This window comes from Clostridium sp. SGI.024 (genome assembly GCF_050315195.1).
GTDB lineage: Bacteria > Bacillota > Clostridia > Clostridiales > Clostridiaceae > Clostridium.
This window is the reverse complement of sequence record NZ_JBNPON010000058.1, coordinates 1-21,277: the sequence shown is the minus strand read 5'-3', so window position 1 is coordinate 21,277 and position 21,277 is coordinate 1. Positions and strand designations below refer to the sequence as shown.

The 21,277-nt window shown below is 27.8% G+C and carries 17 protein-coding genes and 1 pseudogene; 12 read left to right on the top strand and 6 right to left on the bottom strand.

Going from position 1 to position 21,277, the window contains the following annotated elements:
* The coding region (locus ACQRD5_RS13675; RefSeq protein WP_427746956.1) for an IS66 family transposase at window positions 1-354 on the top strand (354 nt) is incomplete at its 5' end.
* Window positions 355-949: 595 nt separating this feature from the next.
* Here ACQRD5_RS13675 and ACQRD5_RS13670 read toward each other — a convergent pair.
* Complete coding sequence (locus ACQRD5_RS13670) at window positions 950-1,102, bottom strand: aspartyl-phosphate phosphatase Spo0E family protein (RefSeq protein WP_291631170.1); 153 nt, start codon at window positions 1,100-1,102, stop codon at window positions 950-952.
* A gap of 399 nt (window positions 1,103-1,501) precedes the next feature.
* On the opposite strand from ACQRD5_RS13670, the gene ACQRD5_RS13665 reads away from it, so the two are divergent.
* The 9 genes and pseudogenes from ACQRD5_RS13665 to ACQRD5_RS13625 all read left to right on the top strand — a co-directional run bounded on the left by ACQRD5_RS13665 (window position 1,502) and on the right by ACQRD5_RS13625 (window position 15,737).
* The gene (locus tag ACQRD5_RS13665; RefSeq protein WP_291631168.1) at window positions 1,502-1,660 is read left to right on the top strand and encodes a hypothetical protein; all 159 of its coding nucleotides are present in this window, start codon (window positions 1,502-1,504) and stop codon (window positions 1,658-1,660) included.
* Window positions 1,661-1,745: 85 nt separating this feature from the next.
* Entirely contained in the window at window positions 1,746-1,949 is a 204-nt protein-coding gene (locus tag ACQRD5_RS13660) for a DUF6290 family protein (RefSeq protein WP_291631166.1), read from the top strand.
* Window positions 1,950-2,467: 518 nt separating this feature from the next.
* The gene (locus ACQRD5_RS13655) at window positions 2,468-2,620 is read left to right on the top strand and encodes a zinc-ribbon domain-containing protein (RefSeq protein WP_008680595.1); all 153 of its coding nucleotides are present in this window, start codon (window positions 2,468-2,470) and stop codon (window positions 2,618-2,620) included.
* Window positions 2,621-4,499: 1,879 nt separating this feature from the next.
* Entirely contained in the window at window positions 4,500-9,257 is a 4,758-nt protein-coding gene (locus tag ACQRD5_RS13650; protein ID WP_291631161.1) for a discoidin domain-containing protein, read from the top strand.
* Window positions 9,258-9,488: 231 nt separating this feature from the next.
* Entirely contained in the window at window positions 9,489-12,566 is a 3,078-nt protein-coding gene (locus ACQRD5_RS13645) for a DEAD/DEAH box helicase (RefSeq protein ID WP_320902135.1), read from the top strand.
* A 9-nt stretch (window positions 12,567-12,575) separates the two neighbouring features.
* Complete coding sequence (locus tag ACQRD5_RS13640; protein WP_320902137.1) at window positions 12,576-13,202, top strand: DUF488 domain-containing protein; 627 nt, start codon at window positions 12,576-12,578, stop codon at window positions 13,200-13,202.
* A gap of 20 nt (window positions 13,203-13,222) precedes the next feature.
* Window positions 13,223-13,762, top strand: coding sequence for a 2'-5' RNA ligase family protein (locus tag ACQRD5_RS13635; RefSeq protein WP_320902139.1), 540 nt, complete (start codon window positions 13,223-13,225; stop codon window positions 13,760-13,762).
* A 348-nt stretch (window positions 13,763-14,110) separates the two neighbouring features.
* Window positions 14,111-15,599 (top strand): annotated as a pseudogene (locus tag ACQRD5_RS13630) (sodium-dependent transporter).
* 27 nt (window positions 15,600-15,626) lie between these two features.
* Window positions 15,627-15,737, top strand: a complete 111-nt coding sequence (locus ACQRD5_RS13625) for a MetS family NSS transporter small subunit (protein ID WP_294186306.1) — start codon at window positions 15,627-15,629, stop codon at window positions 15,735-15,737.
* Window positions 15,738-15,815: 78 nt separating this feature from the next.
* On the opposite strand, the gene ACQRD5_RS13620 is transcribed toward ACQRD5_RS13625, so the two are convergent.
* Window positions 15,816-16,778 (bottom strand): hypothetical protein, encoded by a 963-nt coding sequence (locus tag ACQRD5_RS13620; protein WP_320902143.1) that lies wholly within the window; start codon window positions 16,776-16,778, stop codon window positions 15,816-15,818.
* Window positions 16,779-16,891: 113 nt separating this feature from the next.
* Here ACQRD5_RS13620 and ACQRD5_RS13615 point away from each other — a divergent pair, with 113 nt between their 5' ends.
* Window positions 16,892-17,164: a hypothetical protein gene (locus ACQRD5_RS13615; protein ID WP_427746955.1), complete on the top strand. Its 273-nt coding sequence runs from the start codon at window positions 16,892-16,894 to the stop codon at window positions 17,162-17,164.
* Between the two features lie 402 nt (window positions 17,165-17,566).
* Here ACQRD5_RS13615 and ACQRD5_RS13610 read toward each other — a convergent pair whose 3' ends face one another.
* The 3 genes from ACQRD5_RS13610 to ACQRD5_RS13600 all read right to left on the bottom strand — a co-directional run bounded on the left by ACQRD5_RS13610 (window position 17,567) and on the right by ACQRD5_RS13600 (window position 20,445).
* Window positions 17,567-18,232 (bottom strand): HflX GTPase family protein, encoded by a 666-nt coding sequence (locus ACQRD5_RS13610; protein ID WP_427746957.1) that lies wholly within the window; start codon window positions 18,230-18,232, stop codon window positions 17,567-17,569.
* Window positions 18,233-18,284: 52 nt separating this feature from the next.
* Window positions 18,285-19,058 carry a 23S rRNA (adenine(2058)-N(6))-methyltransferase Erm(Q) gene (locus ACQRD5_RS13605; RefSeq protein WP_007286427.1) on the bottom strand — a complete coding sequence of 258 codons (774 nt, stop codon included), beginning with the start codon at window positions 19,056-19,058 and terminating at the stop codon, window positions 18,285-18,287.
* Window positions 19,059-19,389: 331 nt separating this feature from the next.
* On the bottom strand, window positions 19,390-20,445 hold the full coding sequence (locus tag ACQRD5_RS13600; protein ID WP_055257692.1) for an IS1595 family transposase: 1,056 nt from the start codon (window positions 20,443-20,445) through the stop codon (window positions 19,390-19,392).
* 102 nt (window positions 20,446-20,547) lie between these two features.
* Between ACQRD5_RS13600 and ACQRD5_RS13595 the strand changes: the two genes are divergently transcribed.
* The gene (locus ACQRD5_RS13595) at window positions 20,548-20,682 is read left to right on the top strand and encodes a GNAT family N-acetyltransferase (RefSeq protein ID WP_369293041.1); all 135 of its coding nucleotides are present in this window, start codon (window positions 20,548-20,550) and stop codon (window positions 20,680-20,682) included.
* 236 nt (window positions 20,683-20,918) lie between these two features.
* On the opposite strand, the gene ACQRD5_RS13590 is transcribed toward ACQRD5_RS13595, so the two are convergent.
* On the bottom strand, window positions 20,919-21,062 hold the full coding sequence (locus ACQRD5_RS13590; protein WP_294186298.1) for a hypothetical protein: 144 nt from the start codon (window positions 21,060-21,062) through the stop codon (window positions 20,919-20,921).
* Between the last annotated feature and the right edge of the window lie 215 nt (window positions 21,063-21,277).

Here is a 21,277-nt window from a genome sequence, read left to right as displayed (position 1 = left end):
ACTCCACTTCTTGATGAATTTCAAGAATATGTTGAAAGAGAAATAAAAGATGCACTTCCTAAAAGTCCTCTAGGTAAAGCTCTTGATTATACAAATAAAGTATTACCTGGAATGAAAACTCTTTTACTTGATGGATCTTTAGAAATTGATAATAACGGTGCCGAAAGGGCTATAAAGCCATTTGTAATTGGCCGTAAGAATTGGCTTTTTAGTAATACATCTAAAGGTGCAAAATCTAGTGCCACAATATACAGTATTATTGAAACTGCTAAAGCTAACGGCTTAATAGTAGAAAAATACTTAGTGTATTTATTTGATATGATATCAAAGAGAGATATTAATAATAAAGAATAATAAAGAAATTTTATTAGATGTTATGCCGTGGTCAAATAAGATTCCACCAGAATTAAGAGCATAAAAAACTAAATAATTATATTAAATTTTAACTCCAAGTAGAAAGCATTACCGCCCTACTTGGAGTTTATTTTATCACTTTAAATTTTTAATTGCTACGCGTCGATTTTTTGACGCTTACCTATATATTAAAAAGTAAAATAAATATATCCTTGTTTTACCTATTTATATATTAGTATCTATAATGAATTTTAAAATTATAGATAGAGAAATAAATAACACTCAGCTATATGTTGGGTGTTATTTTCTTTTAATGAATAAAATATATTAAAAAAACAAATATTAATATAGCACGTACTAATTGTAGAACGGCTGGATAGGATGTACGTGTATGCACTTAGCTTTTATGCTTATAATAAAGATAACACCTAAAATTCATTAGGTGTTATTTTTATTCACAAGTCAATTATTGAAAATATTTATGAATAAAAGAAAATAATACTGAAATTAATTTGAAATTAAAAATATTTGAAAATAAAGATAAATGACAATGTAGATTCATTTGTTATTTAAGTTACTTTTACATAATATTTAATTAGTTGTTTTTTTTTATATTTCCTTTTTCTTTTTGTATCTTATTAATCTCTTCGTCAAGTTTCCGGCTTAACTTTAAAACCTCATCTGTAAGACCTTGTGATTCATAAAGTTTCTGAAGTTCATATCTAATTTGATTAATTTTAGAATACATAAAATCCCCCTTTCGATTGAAAATTATATAAAAACTGACAATTAAAGTCAATAAAAATGTATTATGTATAAATATAAATGTTATATTTAATTCAATTATGTCATAATACAATAAAAGATGTTTTGATTCTACATAAAATACCAAAATTATACAAAATAAATATTGAATGAATATTTTGCTAATGGTATTATATGTATATAATACTTATTAATGTATAAAATACATATTTGTGATGCGTTGTATTTTAACCCCAATAAATACTTAATAAGTATTATAGTAAAATCAAGCAAGAAAAATAACACCTATATTTTATAATTAGGTGTTATTTTGTTTTAAGTTCTATATTTATAATCCTATGCATACAATGTTACCATAATAGAATTTAAGGAGGTGTCATTGGTGGCAGAAAGATTGAGAATTGTTTTAGAGTTTTCTAAGAATAAAGAAAAGGAATTAATTTTATATAAGGAGTTAATTAAATATAGTAATCCAGGATCTATAGTTAAAGATATGCTTTTTGGTACAATTCCTTTACCAAAGATAAAAGGAAGTAAGTAAATTTATGTCTGTACATGTGTGTACGTGTACGGACAAGCTATCTAATAACATTGAAATTTACCAATAGAAATGGGTGAGAGTAGTGATGAGTAAGATAATAGACTTAATTAATTCAATATTCGATAAAGGAGATAAAATAATATTGAATGATAGAGTAGAATTTAGATTAAATTCTAAAGAAAAGATTTTAATAAAGAAATATTGTAAATTAAAACATATATCAACTAGTGAATTTTTTAGATCATTGGCCATGAAAGAAATAGATAATTTTATTAAAGCTGAAAGGTAAATATATGAGTTTAGATATAAAAATAGCCAGTATTAAAAATAAAAACAAGGTAATTGGGAACCATAATATCTTTATTAAAAGACCAGCTAATTAATATTATAGTATTAAAGGTGGAGTTAATCCACCCTTAATTATAAAATAATAAATTCGTCAAAAATTCGTCAAAAATTCTAATTAATTTTAATAAATTATAATTTTGCAAAAACACTTTAAACGCCCTATTTAAGTCATTTCTTTAAATGTAGACAAGCTTTAAAAATCTACTGGCAATACAAACTAGAAATCCAGCTACTTTAACACAAACATCAAAGTAGTATAAACAAATTATATTACCTTAAAAAGAAGAAATTTTCTGAATTAAAAATAAATTTAAAAAATACTTGCAATTTAAAATTGCCTGTGTTATTATAAATGAGTAGCAAAAAGCTAACAAAAAAATAGGTTTAATTTGGATAAGTAATTTCTCATTTATTAGAGATTATTATCAATTTGAAATCTTTAATTTAGGAGGAATATTTATGTCAGATAAGACAATAACATGCAGAGATTGCGGAAGTGAATTCATATTTTCAGTAGGAGAACAAGAATTCTACAAGGAAAAAGGATTCGATAATGAACCAACAAGATGTATATCTTGTAGAAGAGCTAAAAAAGAACAAAATAGAAGATAGTTTTGTTTGTAGCAAGAGTTTTGAGTTCATCTTAAAACTCTTTTTTTAATTTAATAAATAAAGTTATTAAGAAAGAGGAAAATAAAGTGAAAAGATAAATAGAGCTGTCTCAAAAGGTTAAAATTAAAAAGTTGAATTATTGATACAATTTATTGGAAATTACTAAAAAATATTGATTTTCAAAATTGTGTAAGTAATTTCTATATAAATTTTATATTTTTAATTTTATATTGCGCGTCAGCACAACTAAGGTTCTGAGTAGCATCCTTTAAAAAAGCTACTTTCCATATAATAAACAAATCCCTTTTAAATTTTTATTATACGTGTTTTCTATGTATCTATAAAATTGTATGTGCTCATATAGTTAATTTCGATAAAATATAAAAAATAGCTCAAATATTTAAAAAGTGCAAACATTTTGTTGAAAAATTTAAAGAAATATAAAGTATAAATATATATACTAGTGTATGAAAACGCATACATATAGTGGTTTCATACAAGGTTAAGATGTATAGGTAAAAAATCAAAATGTATTTCTGGATTTTAGTATGCAATGGATAAAAGACATCATAATGAATGGAATGTGACATTGTAATGAAAAAGAAAGTAAACAAGTCTGACAACAATGTGTGAAATAAATGTAAGAGTGAGTTGTAACAAGGTAGCCTGCTAATAAAATTTCAATAGTAAATGAAGAAAATTACTATAAGTTATATGTGGGATGATGGTATGATAAAAGGCCATGGTAATAATGCTGATCAACTGTATTTAAATACACTTATGAACGTTTTTTAGATATGAAAGCATAGACTGGATCATAAATAGTTTTAGAAATGGTGTTCAACTGGTCTACAGTCTGTTTGGTAAGAAATTTATTTATATAATATTTTGAAAGAATAACTATCAGATATTCACAATTATAAAAAGTATAGCGGTTTTACCGGGGTGATAGTTATAGCTTTTACGTTTAAACCACCTCCTCTGATAACGTTCAGAAAAGGCATCTAGAGAAGTGCTTCTAACGTAATCCACATACAAAAAGGTATCTCAAAGTAAACTCATTTCTGGCATCCATCACTACTTACAGGGCTTTGAAATAGTTCATTAATGCCAAAGAATGATTGATCTAAAAGGGCAATCAGATTGTTCTTTAAGGAAGTCTTCTGTTAGGTATAAAAGCCAAATTGACAATTCATGATTTTCAATTGGTTTCTTAATTCATCCATATGACTATATTGCCTAAGATTACATAAGTTATCAAAATCATAACGAACAATCTTGATAGCATCAACTTTAAGGGGCGTTACCTTACATAATGAATTGGAAGAAAAATATTTAATCAGTTTAGAGTTGATAGTACGAATGAAAAGGTTAACATAATAAAGCATTCTAGTCATTGGATTGTAATATATGGCAGTATTTTCTGTGACTATTTTTGTATTACCATCTAAAGATTTTAACTTGGAAATCTACTAATCGATATCTTTAGATGCGTGGTTAACAGGAGAGGATTGGAAATAACTTCATCAGAAGGGCGAATAGCAGATTATATGCTTTTACTTTTAGAAACATCAATACTTACTGAGGGCATATAAAATTACTTCTTTTATTAATAACAATGGAATTCCAGTGTTTACTCAGTGTATATTCTATCTACTATATTATGACATGGACGTACTGGTAAACAACAGTTCATCCTGCATAAAACTAACTTTGCGAATTAAAGCTGGTTAGAAGTCTTTCTTAGAATCGCTAAGGAAAAGAAACTCCAAACAATTGCATTTTATTCAAGAGATTAAGCAACAAGAAGGATACTGACATGATTAGCTACCATGGATCTTATCCACAACTACATTGTAGTAGAAAGGAAAATAAAATAATGAAAGATAAATTGAAGAGAAATTTTATTGTTGTGATGACTATTATGACTACATTAGTTAATATGGTACCTAGTGCTGTACAAGCACAAGAGGTGCAGCAAAATGGTCTTGTTTCATTGAAAAAAGAAGGCAGCAATTATACTTTTGGTAATGAATATATTACTAGAACATTCAATGTAACAGATGGTAAGTTAAAAACGGACAATATAACAAACTACCGAACAGATACAGAGACTGTATTAACGCCAGAGAACAGTGAGGAGTTTGTGATTAATACACTAGATAATGGCTTAAGTGGTAAGGGAGAGTTTACGCCTCCACAGCAGAAGATAACATACAGTAACGAAAATCCTTGGAATGTGGAATCAGATAGCGTAGCTACAAACGAAGGATCCAATGGCTCACCAAACTTGATGTTTGATGGTGATATAAATACATACTATCATTCACAATATGAGAATAGGAATATAGAGTCACACAATTATCCACATAGCATTACAATTGATTTTAAGGAATCAAAAAACATTCAGTCCATACATTATAAGCAACGAATGCATAATGGAAGACCAACTGAAAGCGGCCGTGTAAAGGACTTTAAGATCTATGCAGCGGATAGAAAAGATGATTTAGCGAATGAAAATAATCTTAAACATGAAGGATCTTTTGAGAATAAAGAAGATACTTATATCAACTTAGATAAAGTAGCAAATGCACAGTTTGTCAAAATTGTATTTGTCAATGCTTATGAATCAACTGATCCAGGAATAAATAAGCAGGTTGCTTGTTGTTCGGAGTTTGAATTCTTTTCAGATAAGGCGACATTCCCGGAAAAAGGGGTAGAAATAATCAAAAGCAGTGAGCTAGAATTAAATGAAGATCCTATAGAAAATACCATTGATGGAGGTAAGACATTAACCTTTAAATTTAAGCCAATTGTTGCACGAGGTGTAGAGTATACCATCAGTGAAGTGATTACAATGAAACATGGTGAGTCATTCATGAGAAAACACTTGGAGATTTCAGTTCCTGAAAACTTGGCTGCTAAAGCGTTAATAAAACATATTGATTTGGAAAATATGAATTTTGCTGAGAAAGATACACAAGGAACTATTGGTCAAACGGATGGTAACTTCTGGACGATACCTGAGCAAAGAAATAATCCTGATATGGGAAATATGAAAGGTGATTATTTAGAATTAGGACAACCTTATTATGTGGGTGCTATGTATTGGGGATGCGAATTCCCAGAAACAGAAAATAAAATCCGTCCTATAGATAATGATGAAAATAAGTATAATGGCTTTATTCGTTATCATTATGGCAAATCTCTAGCAATAGATACACAATTTACAGAGTATAATGACTATAATAATGCAGGTGGTAAAGCAGGGAAAATGGTAACCTGGGATGCGGTAGTGGGTGCTGCAAGAAGTACAGACTACAGTGTTGTGCAGGCTGATTTCTACGAATATATCGAAACAATAGCGACTCCAACAGAGTTTAGACAGCAGTTCAACTCTTGGTATGACAATATGAAAAATATCAATGCAGAAAATATAAAGAGCAGTTTCAATGAAATTGAAAAAGGTTTTACTCAACATGGAGTGAATCCATTAGATTCTTATGTTGTAGATGATGGCTGGATTAACTATAACTCTTTCTGGGATTTCGACAGAAGTCAAAATAAATTTCCTAATGAATTATATGATTCAAGTCTACAGGTAGGTCAGTTGGGATCAAACTTTGGTTTATGGCTAGGGCCTCGTGGTGGATATGGGACTGAAAGAACAATTGCCAATTATATTGTGAGAAATAACTTGGGATCAAGAAATGAAAAACAAAATGATATCAACATTTCTGACGCTCGCTATTTGAATAAATTGCTAAAGGATATCTTTATTGGATATCAGGAGAAATTTGATATTAACTATTGGAAATTGGATGGTATGTTGTTGAATCCTTCAACTAATGCAAGTAATCATCATGTTGTAGGAAACCCACTCTATACAATCAGTGAAACTTATGAGCGTTGGACTGATATGTATGAGGCTATGAGGGAACAGCGCGGAGACAAAGGCTTGTGGATTAATATGACTTCTTATACAAACCCTAGTCCATGGCATTTACAGTGGGTGAACAGTGTTTGGATGCAGAATACTGGTGATACTGGATATGATGATAAATTTAATAATACTGCAGAAGAAGCTATGTTGACTTATCGTGATAATGATTATTATGAATTCTTCAATGAGCGCCAATGGCAATTACCAAATAAATATTTCTATAACCATGATCCAGTTTATGGATTAACAGCAAATGATTCTTATCCATTACATGGAAGACCTCGTCCAGATATTGAATATTCTAATGAAGAAATGAGAAATCATTTATATATGTTAGGTACAAGAGGTACTGCGTTCTGGGAATATTATTATAGCCCATCTATGTTTAATGATGATTTATGGGATATCAACGCAGAAGCTGCAAATTGGATTAAGGATAATTTTAATATTCTTCAAAAGTCAAAAATGTTTGGTGGACAACCTTCAAAAGGTGAAGTATATGGATATTCTTGCTGGAATGGTAGTGACGGAATTATTTCTTTAAGAAATCCGTCTGATAGAGAACAAAGATATACTGTAAAATATGATCGCTTAATAGGGGTTGGTGAAAGTACAAAAGACGTATATGGTAAAGTAGTTGTAGGTGATATTGATAAATATCAGACAGATAAAGCACTGTCTTATGGTGATGAAATTACCTATACATTAAAGCCAAAAGAAGTACTTATTATGCAATATGGTGAAAAAGATACTACAAGTGCTACAATAAAATCAATTCATGGAGATGGAAATAAAGTTGAAGTAGAATTCAACGAGACAATTCGTGAACCAAATAAAGAAAACTTTATTGTTAAGGATGATGTAGTGGAAAGCGTATTGTTAAAAGAAGATCTTCGTACAGTTGAATTAACACTGAAAGAGAAAATAAAGGATGCAACAAATATTGAAGTATCTGTTGATGGGGTACTAGATGTTGTAGGGAATTCATCTAAGGTTTCTGCTGTAAATGACTATTATGAAAATGATATTGTAAATAGTGTTGTGGATCGTATATTAGATGGTAGGGAAATTAATAAAGGAAATGCATACTCTATTGATGGAAATGGTGGATTTAGTGTTACAGGTAAACTCAGCACTACATCAAAAAATGCAGAGATTGTGCGTCAAGAAGGAAGTTATTCTGTAGGTATTGATGATGAAGGCTATTTAACATTCACTTTAGATGGTGTAACAGTAAACTCCAAATATGTTCAGAAAACACGACAACAAGATGGAACTGTAACTTCTGAAACAAAAGGAATAATCGCAGATGGTAAAGAACATCAATTCAGTGCTGTAAAAGAAGTCAATGGTATGTTGAAACTTTATATCGATGGTGAATTGGTAGCTTCTGCTTATGATAAAAACAAAATCAATCCAAATATTGAAAAAGGTGACTTGGTATTTGGAAAGAATTTAGAAGGAACAAGTTCTTACATTACTGTTCTAGATAAGGCATTGGCATATGATGAAGTTTATGATTATGTTGATATTGAAGGTAATGTCATGTCTCGTGCAATAAACTCACAGGTGAAAGTGAGTGCATATGATGTTACGGAAAATAAAGTAGTAGCAGAAAAAGCAGATCGTCCATTCTCTCATTTGAACGATGGAAACAAGAATTATCAAAGTAATTATTTGGAATTAAGAGATACAGCAAATAATAAAAATCATTCTCGTTACATAGAAATTGACTTGGGTTCTGTTCATGAATTGAATAAGGTACACTTAACTCGCTATGCGGACAGAAGAGTTTATGGGCCAACTGTTATTGCGTTGAGTGAAGATAAAGGTTTTACAAATTCTACAATAGTATATAACTCTGACAAAACTGGTAATGTACATAATTTGGGACAAGGAAATGATGAGTTGTATCATGAAACACAAAATGGAAAAGAGGTTACTTTTGAACCTACTAATGCAAGATACATTAGAATTTATGTTAATGGAAGAACTGGAAATCAAGGTACTTCAGATCACATCGTTGAGTTTGAGGCATACGGCACCAAAAAAGCTGAAAATGTATATCGTATTGATTATAGCCGTTTAGATTCACTTGTAAATGAGGAGTTATTTTCTATATACACAAATTCCTCTATTGCAACATACAAGAAAAATGCTGCAGATGTCATTACACAGGCGAAGCAGTTACTGGAAGGTAGAAATGTAAATTCTGATGCAGAAATTGAAGTATTGATTAATAAAATCAATGAATATCGCAATGTGTTGGTAAAACGTGCCGATATAACAGCTGTAGAAGCATATTTGGAAGAAATCGAAGGATTAAATGAGGCAAATTATAGTGTTGAATCTTGGAAAGAATTCGCAGATGCAAAAACAGCATTGCTTAAAGCTTTAGAAAACATAGAGGATTTGGATCAAGAAGCACTGGATACATTGCTATCTGAGTTAAAAGTGGCAAGAGATGAATTGATGCTAGTAGAAACTACACAACTTGGAAATTTAGATTTTGAAAATCCAGAACAAAAACTAGATGAAAATATTCATTATATATATTCTAAGGAAGCTGTAGCACCTGAGGAAAATGAGAATGTAAGAACTGGAGATACCGCAAATATAGGAATTTTGCTAACTGCTATGTTACTAGCAGGTTCAGGAATTACTGGGCTTTCTTTGAAGAAGAAAAAGAAATAGAGAAAAGTCAATAGACCAATATAGCTCATATCTAATACATTAATAAATAGAGTCTTGTAAAGGCTCTATTTTTTGCTGTTCCTAAGTATGGTTAATTTAAATTCTTCCTTTTAATATACTATTTGTATTCTGGCATAGACCTAAGATGATATATTAGAAATAAGACTTTTATACTTTATTCATAAAAAGTAAGTGTTATAATATAATTGCTCTTTATAAGGGAGGGATAATATGAATTTAAGAAATATGATGAACTCATTATTAAAGCTCGGATCTTCTATTTCTAAGAACAATGGAAGAAGTATATTTAAAGAAGGCTTAGTTAATAAGGTTATAAGCAAAAAGATAGATAATACCTATCATATTTATGGAAGAGTTATAGATAATAAAAATGAATTCAGTACACATATAAAATTTGATTTAAAAGATAAAGTGAAAGCAGTTAAGTGTACTTGTAATCAATTTGAGGAAAATAGTAGAGAAATAAATAACTATATATGTGCTCATATAGTTGCAACTATGTATAAGTTTTACTATGAGGCTTATACTAAGATTCAAAAACAAAAAATTATAAATAATAATAGCAATAACATTAATAAAAATAATGATAATTGCAATAGTAATGATAATAAATTCATTAATAATATAAATAAACCTTTAAACCTTGATATAAAACTAAAACAAATTAAAGTCAATAATAAAAATGAATATTATCTTGAATTAAGAGCAGGAAAAGAAGGAACTATAGCAGTTGAATCTTTAGGGAAATTTTTATTTGAAGAAGATAATAAGTTTAAATATAAGGATTACTTAATTATAGATTTCTTAAGAAAAAAACTTAAGGCAGATAGAAGCAGAATTACAAATGCTAGAAGCTTTAAGCTTTATGATAATGAACTTAAGGAATTATTAAATTTAATAGATAATAAAAAAGAAATACAATTAAATTATGATTATATGAATTATACATCTGTAATTCATAAGGAAGATATTCCTTTAATTTTTACTATAAAGAAAAAAGGTGAAGCAATAATAGTAAAACCTCAAAAGAAAAGTATTATCCCTTTAAATAGTGACAGAGATATATGGCTTTATGAGAAAAAGATATATTTGCCTAGTGAAAAACAATTAAAATATTATAAACCTTTATATGAAAAACTAAGGGAAAAGGATACTTTAGTTTATAAAGATACATATAATAACTTAAAAAAGATAGTATTTATTTTAGGAGAAATATCAAGAGATATTATTATAGATGAAAGCATTAAAGAGCAAATAAATAAGATTAATATGCCAAAGTTTTATATAAGCAAAGAAGGATCTAATATTTATTGCACTTTAAAAATAGAATATATTAATAGCTTAGATGGAATAAAAGATGCAAAAGCTATTGAGAAATTAGAAATGACCCTTGAGAGATATAGATTTATAAAAAAAGATGAAAGATTTATATTTATAGGGGATGAAGAAGAAACTTACACCTTGCTAAAAGAAGGAATAGAATATTTAAATAAAATAGGAAAAGTAAGTTTATCTAAAGAATTCAAAGATATGAACTTAATAGATTCAAGCAGTATATTTAGTTTTTTAAGAGAGGAAAATGAAAGCTTTTATTTTCAATATAAAGTAGAAGGCTTAGAATACAGAAAAATCCCAGAGGTTTTAAATGAAATAAGAAAAGGTAGTAATTTTTATAGAACTAAGAAAAATAGCTTTCTAGATTTACAGGATGAAAAAGTAGTTGGATTTTTTAGAGGAATAGAAGAGTTGAATTTATTTAATAATGTGTATAAAGAAGAAATTTATGTGGATAAATTTAATTTGCTACATTTACAAAATAATATAAAAAATAAAAAATTACCATTTATATCTGGAGAAGAAAAGATAAATATTTTATTAGAAAAGTTAAAAAATAAAGATAGGGAATATATTGTTCCTGAAAATTTAAATGCTAACCTTAGAGAATATCAAAGGATAGGATATAACTGGCTAAGGACTATTGAAGAATTAGGTTTTGGAGGAATACTTGCTGATGATATGGGACTTGGTAAAACTATTCAAACTATAACACTATTATTATCTAAGCCAGGAAAGAAAAGCTTAATTGTTACGCCTACTTCTGTTTTATATAATTGGAAAAATGAGTTTGGAAAATTTGCTGAAGGCTTAAAGATTGGAATTATCCATGGAGGCTTAAAAGAAAGAAGTAAGATTTTAGATAGCTATAAAGAATACGATGTTTTACTAACAACTTATGGAACTTTAAGAAGAGATTTGAAACTATATGAAGATAAGAGTTTTGACTTTTGTATAATTGATGAGGGTCAAAACATTAAAAATAAAGCTTCAAAAATTTCAGAAGCAGTTAAGTCTATAAAAGCAAATACTAAAATAGCTTTAACAGGTACACCTATTGAGAATAATTTACTAGAATTATGGTCAATTTTTGATTTTATAATGCCTATGTACTTATTTTCTGTAGAAAAGTTTAAAGAAAAATTTATGAAGGGTAATGATGAGGACTTAAAAGAATTAAAGGAGCTTATTTCTCCCTTTATATTAAGAAGGTTAAAAGAAGAAGTATTAGATGAATTACCCGAAAAGATTGAAAAGGAATATATAATTCCAATGTCAACTAAACAAAGGCAAGTTTATAACTCCTATATGAGAGAAGTTAAAAAGAAATTAAAGGAAAATAAGGACAATAAGATATTAATATTTTCTTTTCTTACAAAACTACGCCAATTATGTTTAGATCCATCTCTTTTAATAGAAGATTTTAAAGAAGAAAGCTCTAAGATTAAAGCAATTGAAGAAATAGTAGAAGAAGCCTTAGAAGGTAATAAGAAAATTATTATCTTTTCACAATTTACTTCAGCTTTAAATAAAATAGGAAATAAGTTAAAGACTAATAATATTAAATATCTTTATTTAGATGGAAGTATTAATGCAAAGGAAAGATTAAGACTAGCTGAAGAATTTAATGAGGGAAATACAAATATATTTTTAATTTCCTTAAAGGCAGGAGGAGTAGGACTTAATTTAACATCTGCAAATATAGTTGTACATTTTGATCCATGGTGGAATCCAGCAGTTGAAAATCAAGCAACAGATAGAGCCTATAGAATAGGTCAAAAAAATATTGTAGAAGTTATAAAGTTAATTTCTAAAGATACAATAGAAGAAAAAATTATTAAATTACAAGAAGAAAAGAAGGAATTAATAAGTAAGGTAATTGACGGAAATATGTTAACTGGTGATAAATTAAATTCAATTACAGAGGAGGAATTACTAAATCTTTTTAGTTAGTAAAATAATATGGATATATATACAATAGGTCATTCAAATTATACAATGGAAAAGTTAATACAGATGCTAAGATATTTTAATATTAATACTGTTGTAGACATTAGAGGAACTCCTTATTCTAAATATAATGTTCAATTTGATAAGGAAAGAATAAAGTACACCTTAACCAAGGCAGGTTATATATATATTTATATGGCTAAGGAGCTAGCAGCCAAAAAAGAAAATAAGATTTCTTATAATAAGGAAGGATATTCAGATTTTGAAAAAGTAGTACAAGAAGAAGATTTTTTAAGGGGAATAGAGAGACTTAAGGATGGTTGCACTAAAGGATATAGAATTGCTTTGCTTGGAGCTATGCAAGATCCAATTAGATGTCATAGAAGTATTTTGGTTGGAAGAGCTTTGAAAGAAGCTGGCTTTAATGTAATGCATATTTTAGATGATTTAAGTATAAAGGATCAAAATTATATAGATGAAAGACTTTTAGATAAATACTTTCCAGATAGAGGACAATTAACAATTGATGCTTTATTAGGAAATGAAAAATCCAGAGAAGAAATGATAGATGAAGGTTATAGAATGGCAAATAAGGAAATAGGATATAGAATAGAAAATTTATCTATCAAGAAAGAGTAGTACTAAAGGGGGATTAGAATTTGAGATATGTAATAGTATGTGTAGTAAAAGGAGAAGCAGGAAGATTTAATAATGAAATGAGAAGAGATATTTTTAAGAAGTTTAATGCTAAGTCATCTAAACTTCCAGCTCATTTTACTATAAAAGCTCCATTTGAATATGAAGGAAGTATAAAGGAATTAGAAGAGGAATTATATAAATTTTCTAATGAGGTAGAAAAGGCTCCATTTACTATGGACAAATATAATCACTTTGATGATAGAGTTATCTATATGGATGTTAATATGTCTAAAGAAGGAAAAGAACTTCATGATAAGTTAATAGATTTATTAGATAAATTTGATTATATAAATTTTAATAAAAAGGATGGAAAAGATAAGGTATTTCATGTAACTTTAACTTCAAAAAAAGTTCCACCTATTTTTAATGAGTTATGGAATTACGTGAATCTGTATTCCTTTAATTTTACTTGTTATTTTGATAATATAAGCATTTTCAAGTGGGAAGATAGAACATGGAAGCTTTATAGAGAGTTCAAAATAGCAAATAAAAATTACTAATTATCGATAATGTAAAAATGGAGTTATCACAGCAGCTCCTTAATTAAAAATGTATAATGTAAAATGTAGAATTATTGATGTAATTTGAAAGGAATTACTAAAAATATAGCTTATTTTAGGAACTCCTAATGGAGTTTCTTCTTTTTTACAATGTGACAAAGTTTTATTATTTATATATAAAAAATACACATTTAATAAAATGATATTTTATTAAATATAATAATAAACAAAAATTAACAAATTAGATTAATTTATAACATTTTAATAATTTTGTATTGATTTTATTAACATTTTAATATATTATATATTTAAATTAAAACAAAAGGACTTACAAGGGGGACAAAAATAATGGAAGAAAATAGAGAACAATGGGGATCGAAGCTTGGTTTTATCCTTGCTGCAGTAGGTTCAGCAGTAGGGCTTGGAAACATTTGGAGATTTCCTTACATAGCTTATACTAATGGTGGTGGAGCATTTTTAATTCCATATTTCTTTGCTATTTTTACAGCAGGGATTCCGTTATTAATATTGGAGTATGGATTAGGGCATAAGTTTAGAGGGATCAACACCATTAGCAATTTCAAAAGTAAATAAAAAATGGGAATGGCTTGGATGGTGGCCAACTATCAGTGCTTTTGTAATTTTAGCTTATTATTCTATGATTTTAAGTTGGGCTTTTAACTATTTAAGATTTAGTTTTACAAAGCTTTGGGGAAGTGATACAAATGCATTTTTCCACAATGATTTCTTAAAGCTTACAGAATCACCATTTGAATTTGGAGGATATGTTTTACCAATATTATTTGGAATATTGATAGTTTGGATTATTAATTGGTTTATTTGTTATAAGGGAGTTAAAGGTGGAATAGAAAAAGCTAATAAAGTACTTTTACCTACTCTTATAGTTATTATGATAATTATTGCTATAAAAGCAGTAAACTTAGAAGGAGCTTCAACAGGATTAAATACGCTATTTACACCGGATTGGTCTAAGGTTATGCAGCCAAAGGTTTGGGTAGCAGCGTATGGACAAGTTTTCTTTTCATTAAGTTTAGCAATGGGAATTATGATGACTTACTCAAGTTATTTACCTAAGAAAACTGATATTAATAACAGTGCATTTATGACTGCTTTTGCAAACTGTGGATTTGAATTCTTATCTGCAATAACTGTATTTGCAATTTTAGGTTTTATGGCAAATTCAAGTGGTGTTCCAATGAGTGAAGTAGTATCAAGTGGGGTTGGACTTGCTTTTGTAGTTTTCCCACAAGTATTTAGTCAAATGGGTGCTTTAGGAAACTTAATAGCAATATTATTCTTTGTTTGCTTACTATTTGCTGGAGTAACTTCTTCAGTATCATTAATAGAAGCAGTTGCAGCACCATTTATTGATAAGTTTGGATGGTCTAGAAATAAAGTAGTTGCTACTATTTGTTTATTAGGTATCGGAATAGGAAGTTTTTATTCAACAGGAGCAGGACTTTATTTATTAGATATAATAGATAACTTTATAAATAACTATGGAATAGTAGTTGTTGGATTATTAGAAGTAGTATTAATTGGCTGGATTGCTAGCCCAGAAATAATAAGAGAACATACAAATTCAATTTCTTATTTTAAAATAGGTAAGTGGTGGAATATTTGTGTTAAGTTTGTTACACCATCAATATTAATATATATGTTAGTTCAAAGTATAATTACTGAAATAAAAACACCTTATGGCGGATATGAAGCTTCAGCTTTATTTGCTTATGGATGGAGCATAATTGGATTTGGAATAATATTAGCATTAATAATTAGTAAAAATAAATGGAAAAATAATAGTATATTAAATTAATTGTAGAAAGATAAAGGAGTAATTAAGATGACAGGAGTAGCAGTAGGATTTTTTACTTTAGGTGCAGTTGTATTATGGGGTGGATTAGTACTAACCCTTGGAATAACAATGTATAATGAGAAAAAAGAGAGAGCTTAATTTTAAAATGGACTCTATATAGTAGACACTCGTAAAGAGAGTCTATTTATATAGAGTCCATTTTATATTCTTCATTTATTAAACTATTCTCCAAGGTTCTTCTATTTTTTCTTCTGTCAATGTGTATTCTATTTCCTTTGAAGCCTCCCTAGGAAGTTTAAGTTTTTTTAGCTTTGCATTAAATTCCTCAGAAAACACCTTTACAGCTTTCCCCATATTTTTAGTGGAATTAGTAAAGACTTCTAAAGCCGTTAGGAATTTCTTGCTATCTCTAAAATCATCTAAATATTTAAGGGCTTCATTTGATGCTTCAAGTGCTAATTCATTAATTTCTTCTATTGAGTTTTTATTAAAGCTTTCAGGATACTTAACTTCTAAAACTGTTCTATAGCTTATAGTCCTTCTTTGTTTGCATGGTACTTTTACAGTTAAATCATTTCCTTCAACTTCACCTAAGTAACTTATTATAAAATCATTTCTTTCTTCAGGAATTTCTATTGAAGATAGTACTCTTGTATAAGTATGTTTAATTTCATCAATTTTAAATTCCTTTTTAGTTTGAATTAAGGTTTCTTTTCTTGTGCTTTGATTTTCAGTAGGATTATTTCTATAACATATAAATGAATCTATTCTGTTTAAGTCTACTCCAAAGTAAACCCAAGTTCCTCTAAACCAACGTAATCCAGAGACACTTTTCCTATCAACATTTAGTAAGAATGCCCAGTAATTCCTACCACCTCTTTCCCAAATGTAAGTAAATTTAAATAAGCAAAAACTAATAGAGCCAGGGCTTACAGCTTTAGTTTGAGCTTCTTTTCCTTTAGTCACACTACTTTCTTGAGTTAAACTTTTAACTCCAGGAGTATTTTTACTAGGAGTAAAGTTAGGTGGTGGGCCAACATTTAAATTACTACCTTGATTTGAATTAGCTGGGAAACCAGGAATTGGATTAGGATTAAAGGGCTGAAAGTTTGAAAAAGGAGGAGGTCTTAAGCTAGAAGCATCCTCATAAAGAATTGAATCATCATCGTTAAAATTCATAAATAAACTCCTGATAGATTATTTATAATTTATTATAGGAGAAAATTTCAAGAATGTTACATATATTAGTTGTTAATTAAATAGTTTGCATTTTAAAGTTATGGGGTGGTTTTTTGGGGATAAATATTAGAGTTGCAAAAGTGAAAGATTACAAAAGTATATGTAATATTTCTAAAGAATTGCATTTATATCATGTGAAAAATAGACCAGATATATATAAGCAAGAAAGAAAACCAATTTATAAAAGTTATTATAATGAAATTTTAAAGGATAATATAGAAGTAATAGTTATTACAGTAGATGATAAAGTGGTAGGTTATACCATTATTAGATATGTGGATTTAAAGAATAGGCTTTATTTTAAAATAGTGTTGAAATTAGCATAACATAATAGGATGTCCATTTGGACATCCTATTTGAATCGCAATATATTAATATTGTTCACTTTATTATATTATAGCATTAACTTAATTTACACATTTCATTTAAAGTATTTTTGTTATTTCTTTAATACACATTTTCCCCATCGTAGTCGTACAAAGACAAAGTCATTCTTACAAGTATATTTATCTCTAGCTTAATTGGTTTTGGAAGTATTTATTTATCCTATTTTAATGTCTTTAGCATCATTTGTAGTTATTTACTTTATTGTTGCAATAAACACATACAATAAAATCATTTCTAATTACTTATCAAATATAAAAGAGGCTATCACATGAACAATTTTCAATTGGTATGCGACATCCTCTTTCATTTATGCATTGTTTATATAGATACCTAGAATCACTCTAGATTATATATGACTGGTATTTAACATAATCCTCTTTACTACATTCTATACTAAATAAAGTTCCTTCATTAGTATATTCAGTTTCTAGAACAGTTGAACTATCAATTATATAAGATGTCATTTTACCATCTTTATAAGGAACCATAACCTTACATTTTATATAATCCATAAATATATTTTTACATATAGATTCCAATAATTCTTCTATACCTATATATTTTTTAGCTGAAACCAGCATCCCTTCTATATTGAATGTATCTAATTCCATTAAATCAACTTTATTATATACATAAATCACAGGAATATTATCCGCCCCTATTTGATTTAATGTTTCATTTGTTACATTTATATGATTTTCATAATTAGGATTAGATATATCAATCACATGAAGTAATAAGTCCGCATCACAAACTTCTTCTAGAGTAGACCTAAAAGCTTTTACTAAACTATGAGGTAAATCCCCAACAAATCCCACTGTATCTGATAATAAAAAAGATTTATTATTATCTAATTTTATATTTCTAACATAAGTTTCTAAAGTTGCAAATAGCATATTTTTTTCAAATACTTTTTTATCTTCATCATTTATAAACTTCTCTACTAAAGCATTCATAACAGATGACTTACCAGCATTTGTATATCCTACTAAAGCTACATTAGGAATATTAGATTTTTTCCTTTTACTTTTAACACCTCCTAATTTAAATCTACTATTACTAATCTATCTTTTGTTTATATCTAAATAACTGTATCCAATCATTATAAGAAACTTCACTAATATTATTAAGATTTATACCTAGGTATTTAATTACTGCATGAATTTGATTTTTTGTAAATACATCTCTTAAGTTATTAATAGACTTAGATATAAAACTTGTATATTCATTCCATTCATCTTTAGATATATCATATTTATATTTTCTTTTAAAATATACTAAGACGCAATCTACACTAGGCATGGGATGGAAGTCTTCTCTATTAAAATAGTGCACTATCTTAATATCAAATTTAGTTTTTAAAAGTAATGATAATTTACTCTCTCTAGGTATTCCCATAAATCTTTTTGCGGAACCTTTCTCCATAACTAGCCACATATCAGTTGGTGAATTTAACTCTTCTAATAATAATTTCTTAATAATCTTTGTTGTTATATAAAAAGGAATATTAGAAAATACCTTATATTCTCTTTTTTTAGGTAATTTCCAATTTAAAAAATCTTTATTAATAAGAGTAACATTATTTTTACTTTTAAATTTATTTATTAAATTTCCATATAAACTTCTATCTAGTTCTATAGCTGTAACCCAATAACTTTTTTCACATAAAGCTTCTGTTATATGACCTTTTCCTGGTCCAATTTCAATAACAAAATCATTTTTGGATATATTTGTTTTTTTTATTAATTTATATATAGTATTTTTACTAGTAATAAAATTTTGCGATACACTAATATCAACTTTTCCTCTATAATTATTACTTTTAGCTTTCATTCATAATCTCCTTAATTCACTATGCATATGCTATCTAATTTATAATATACCCAGGAGTAATGTATATTTTTTTTAATTTATTAAGCATTATATATAAATTTTTCATAACTACAACTCCTTTCATATTTTAATGTATTTAATAATACCATAAACTATATTTACTGTAAAGCACTCCGATTCACTTCTAGCAAAATCACAATATACTTTATAGATAAAATAAAAAATAGGAGCTATGCTCCTATCCTTTTGCTTCGCAATATATAACAATTGTTCATCAATCATTATATTTATTGTACACTAAAAACAGTAAAATAAAAACAAATTTTACCTTTTATACATATATTGGTCTTCTTATCTTAAAGTCCTTTATTAAAGATATAGAATGTGTTGAGTTAGCATGAATAAAGAATTTCTTAGGCTTATTTCTTTCAATTTCTGTTTTAAATAATTGGGTCCATTTATACCAAAATAGGTAGTTTGTTAGGAACTTGGTTGAAACACCATTAAACTTTCTTATCCATCTTTTTAAGCTACTATGAAAAGCATTGACTCTTTGAATATTATAAATATCCACAGTTTTTCTCCCGCCCCTAATTTGATGTAATTCAAAATTATGTTGAGCCGCAAATGGGATATAACTCCTATGTTTATCAGTACATAAAATAGAATTTTCTTCAACAACCTCTGATAAAGCCCTATTTATATCAGTATAGTTAGGTCTGCCATCACATATTAAACCAGTATATATATTTCCTAATCTATCTACACCACATAATACACAGGCAAATTCCTTTGATATACCTCTTGTATTTATTTCTTTACCACGCTTTCTTGATTCCCTTGGCATAGTAAAATTAGAACTTTTGCTATGATTCCCTTTATAGCTAAGGGCAAAGTATGTCTCATCGAGTTCAATAACACCCTCAAGAGAGCCGTAGCCAATAAATTTTCTAATAGCGTCTATAATTTTATGTCTCCAAAAGAAAGCTGTTGCAATATTAATCTCAACAATTTCGGCACATTGCCTAATAGTGTTACCATTTATCATACATTGAGCATATAGTAGCCATTTATCTAATCCCTTTTTACTACTTGAAACTGGGGATTTAGAAAAATCATTGAAAGTTTTTTTGCACTCTGGATTTTGGCATTTATACCTTTGTTTAACGCCATTCTTGCCATGATATTTTCCATACTTAGATATTTTATCATGATTGCAAAAAGGACAGCACTTCCCCTTGTTAAATCTATTTTCAGCGATTTCTTCATCTATAGAGTTAGTTATTCCATTTGACATCAATACAGTCTTTAAAAAATCAAATACCTTCTCTTGCTCATATGTATTTAATTGTGAAACTTGCTGAATAACATTATTAACTCTTGGCATAAAAAACCTCCTAAATAGTAGTTATATTATATATTATAACCATATTTATAGAGGTTAATCAAATTTCAACAGTTTATTAAAACAAAGCCAAAGAATATAGATTTGTTAAAGGATAGATATTATGCATATATAGATGAAATTTGCATTAAAGAAACTTTTAGAAGACAGGGTTTAGGGAAAATTTTATTTGAGTATATTTATAATTTAATAAAAAATAAAGGTGCAGAATCATTATAACTTGGGGTATGGAGCTTTAATAAGGTAGCATTAAAATTTTATAAAGCAATGGGAATGGTAGAGAAGAACATAAGGATGGAGAAAAAATAGGTAGTAGATAATAAGTAAGAGTAAATGTTGGTAAGTTTTATATACAATTAAATCAAGTAATATGAAATTAATAATCCGTAAAAATAGCTGTCTACTTTAGGCAGCTATTTTTACGGATTATTTAATGTATTAACATTAATCTATAATTATTTATTATCTTTATTGTTTTTATTATTTTCATTTTCGTAAATGTTTTTGTATTCTTCTTGCTCTTGATTCATTTTCTTTACAATTTCTTCTGATTTTTCTTTTCTACATTTTTTACTAAGTGCACATGCAATTCCGTCCATATACAACACCCCTTTATATATTTTCACTTTATATTAGTATACTATATTATAATGAATTTATCAATAATTATTATCAGAAAGAAATAATTATTATTTTATCAAGATTTTTATCACTTTTTTATTCTTATTTGCATACTTATAGAAAATTAAAAGGAAATATTTATGACTTAAATATTTGTCATATATAAACATGGAGAATGAATATATTTTATAAA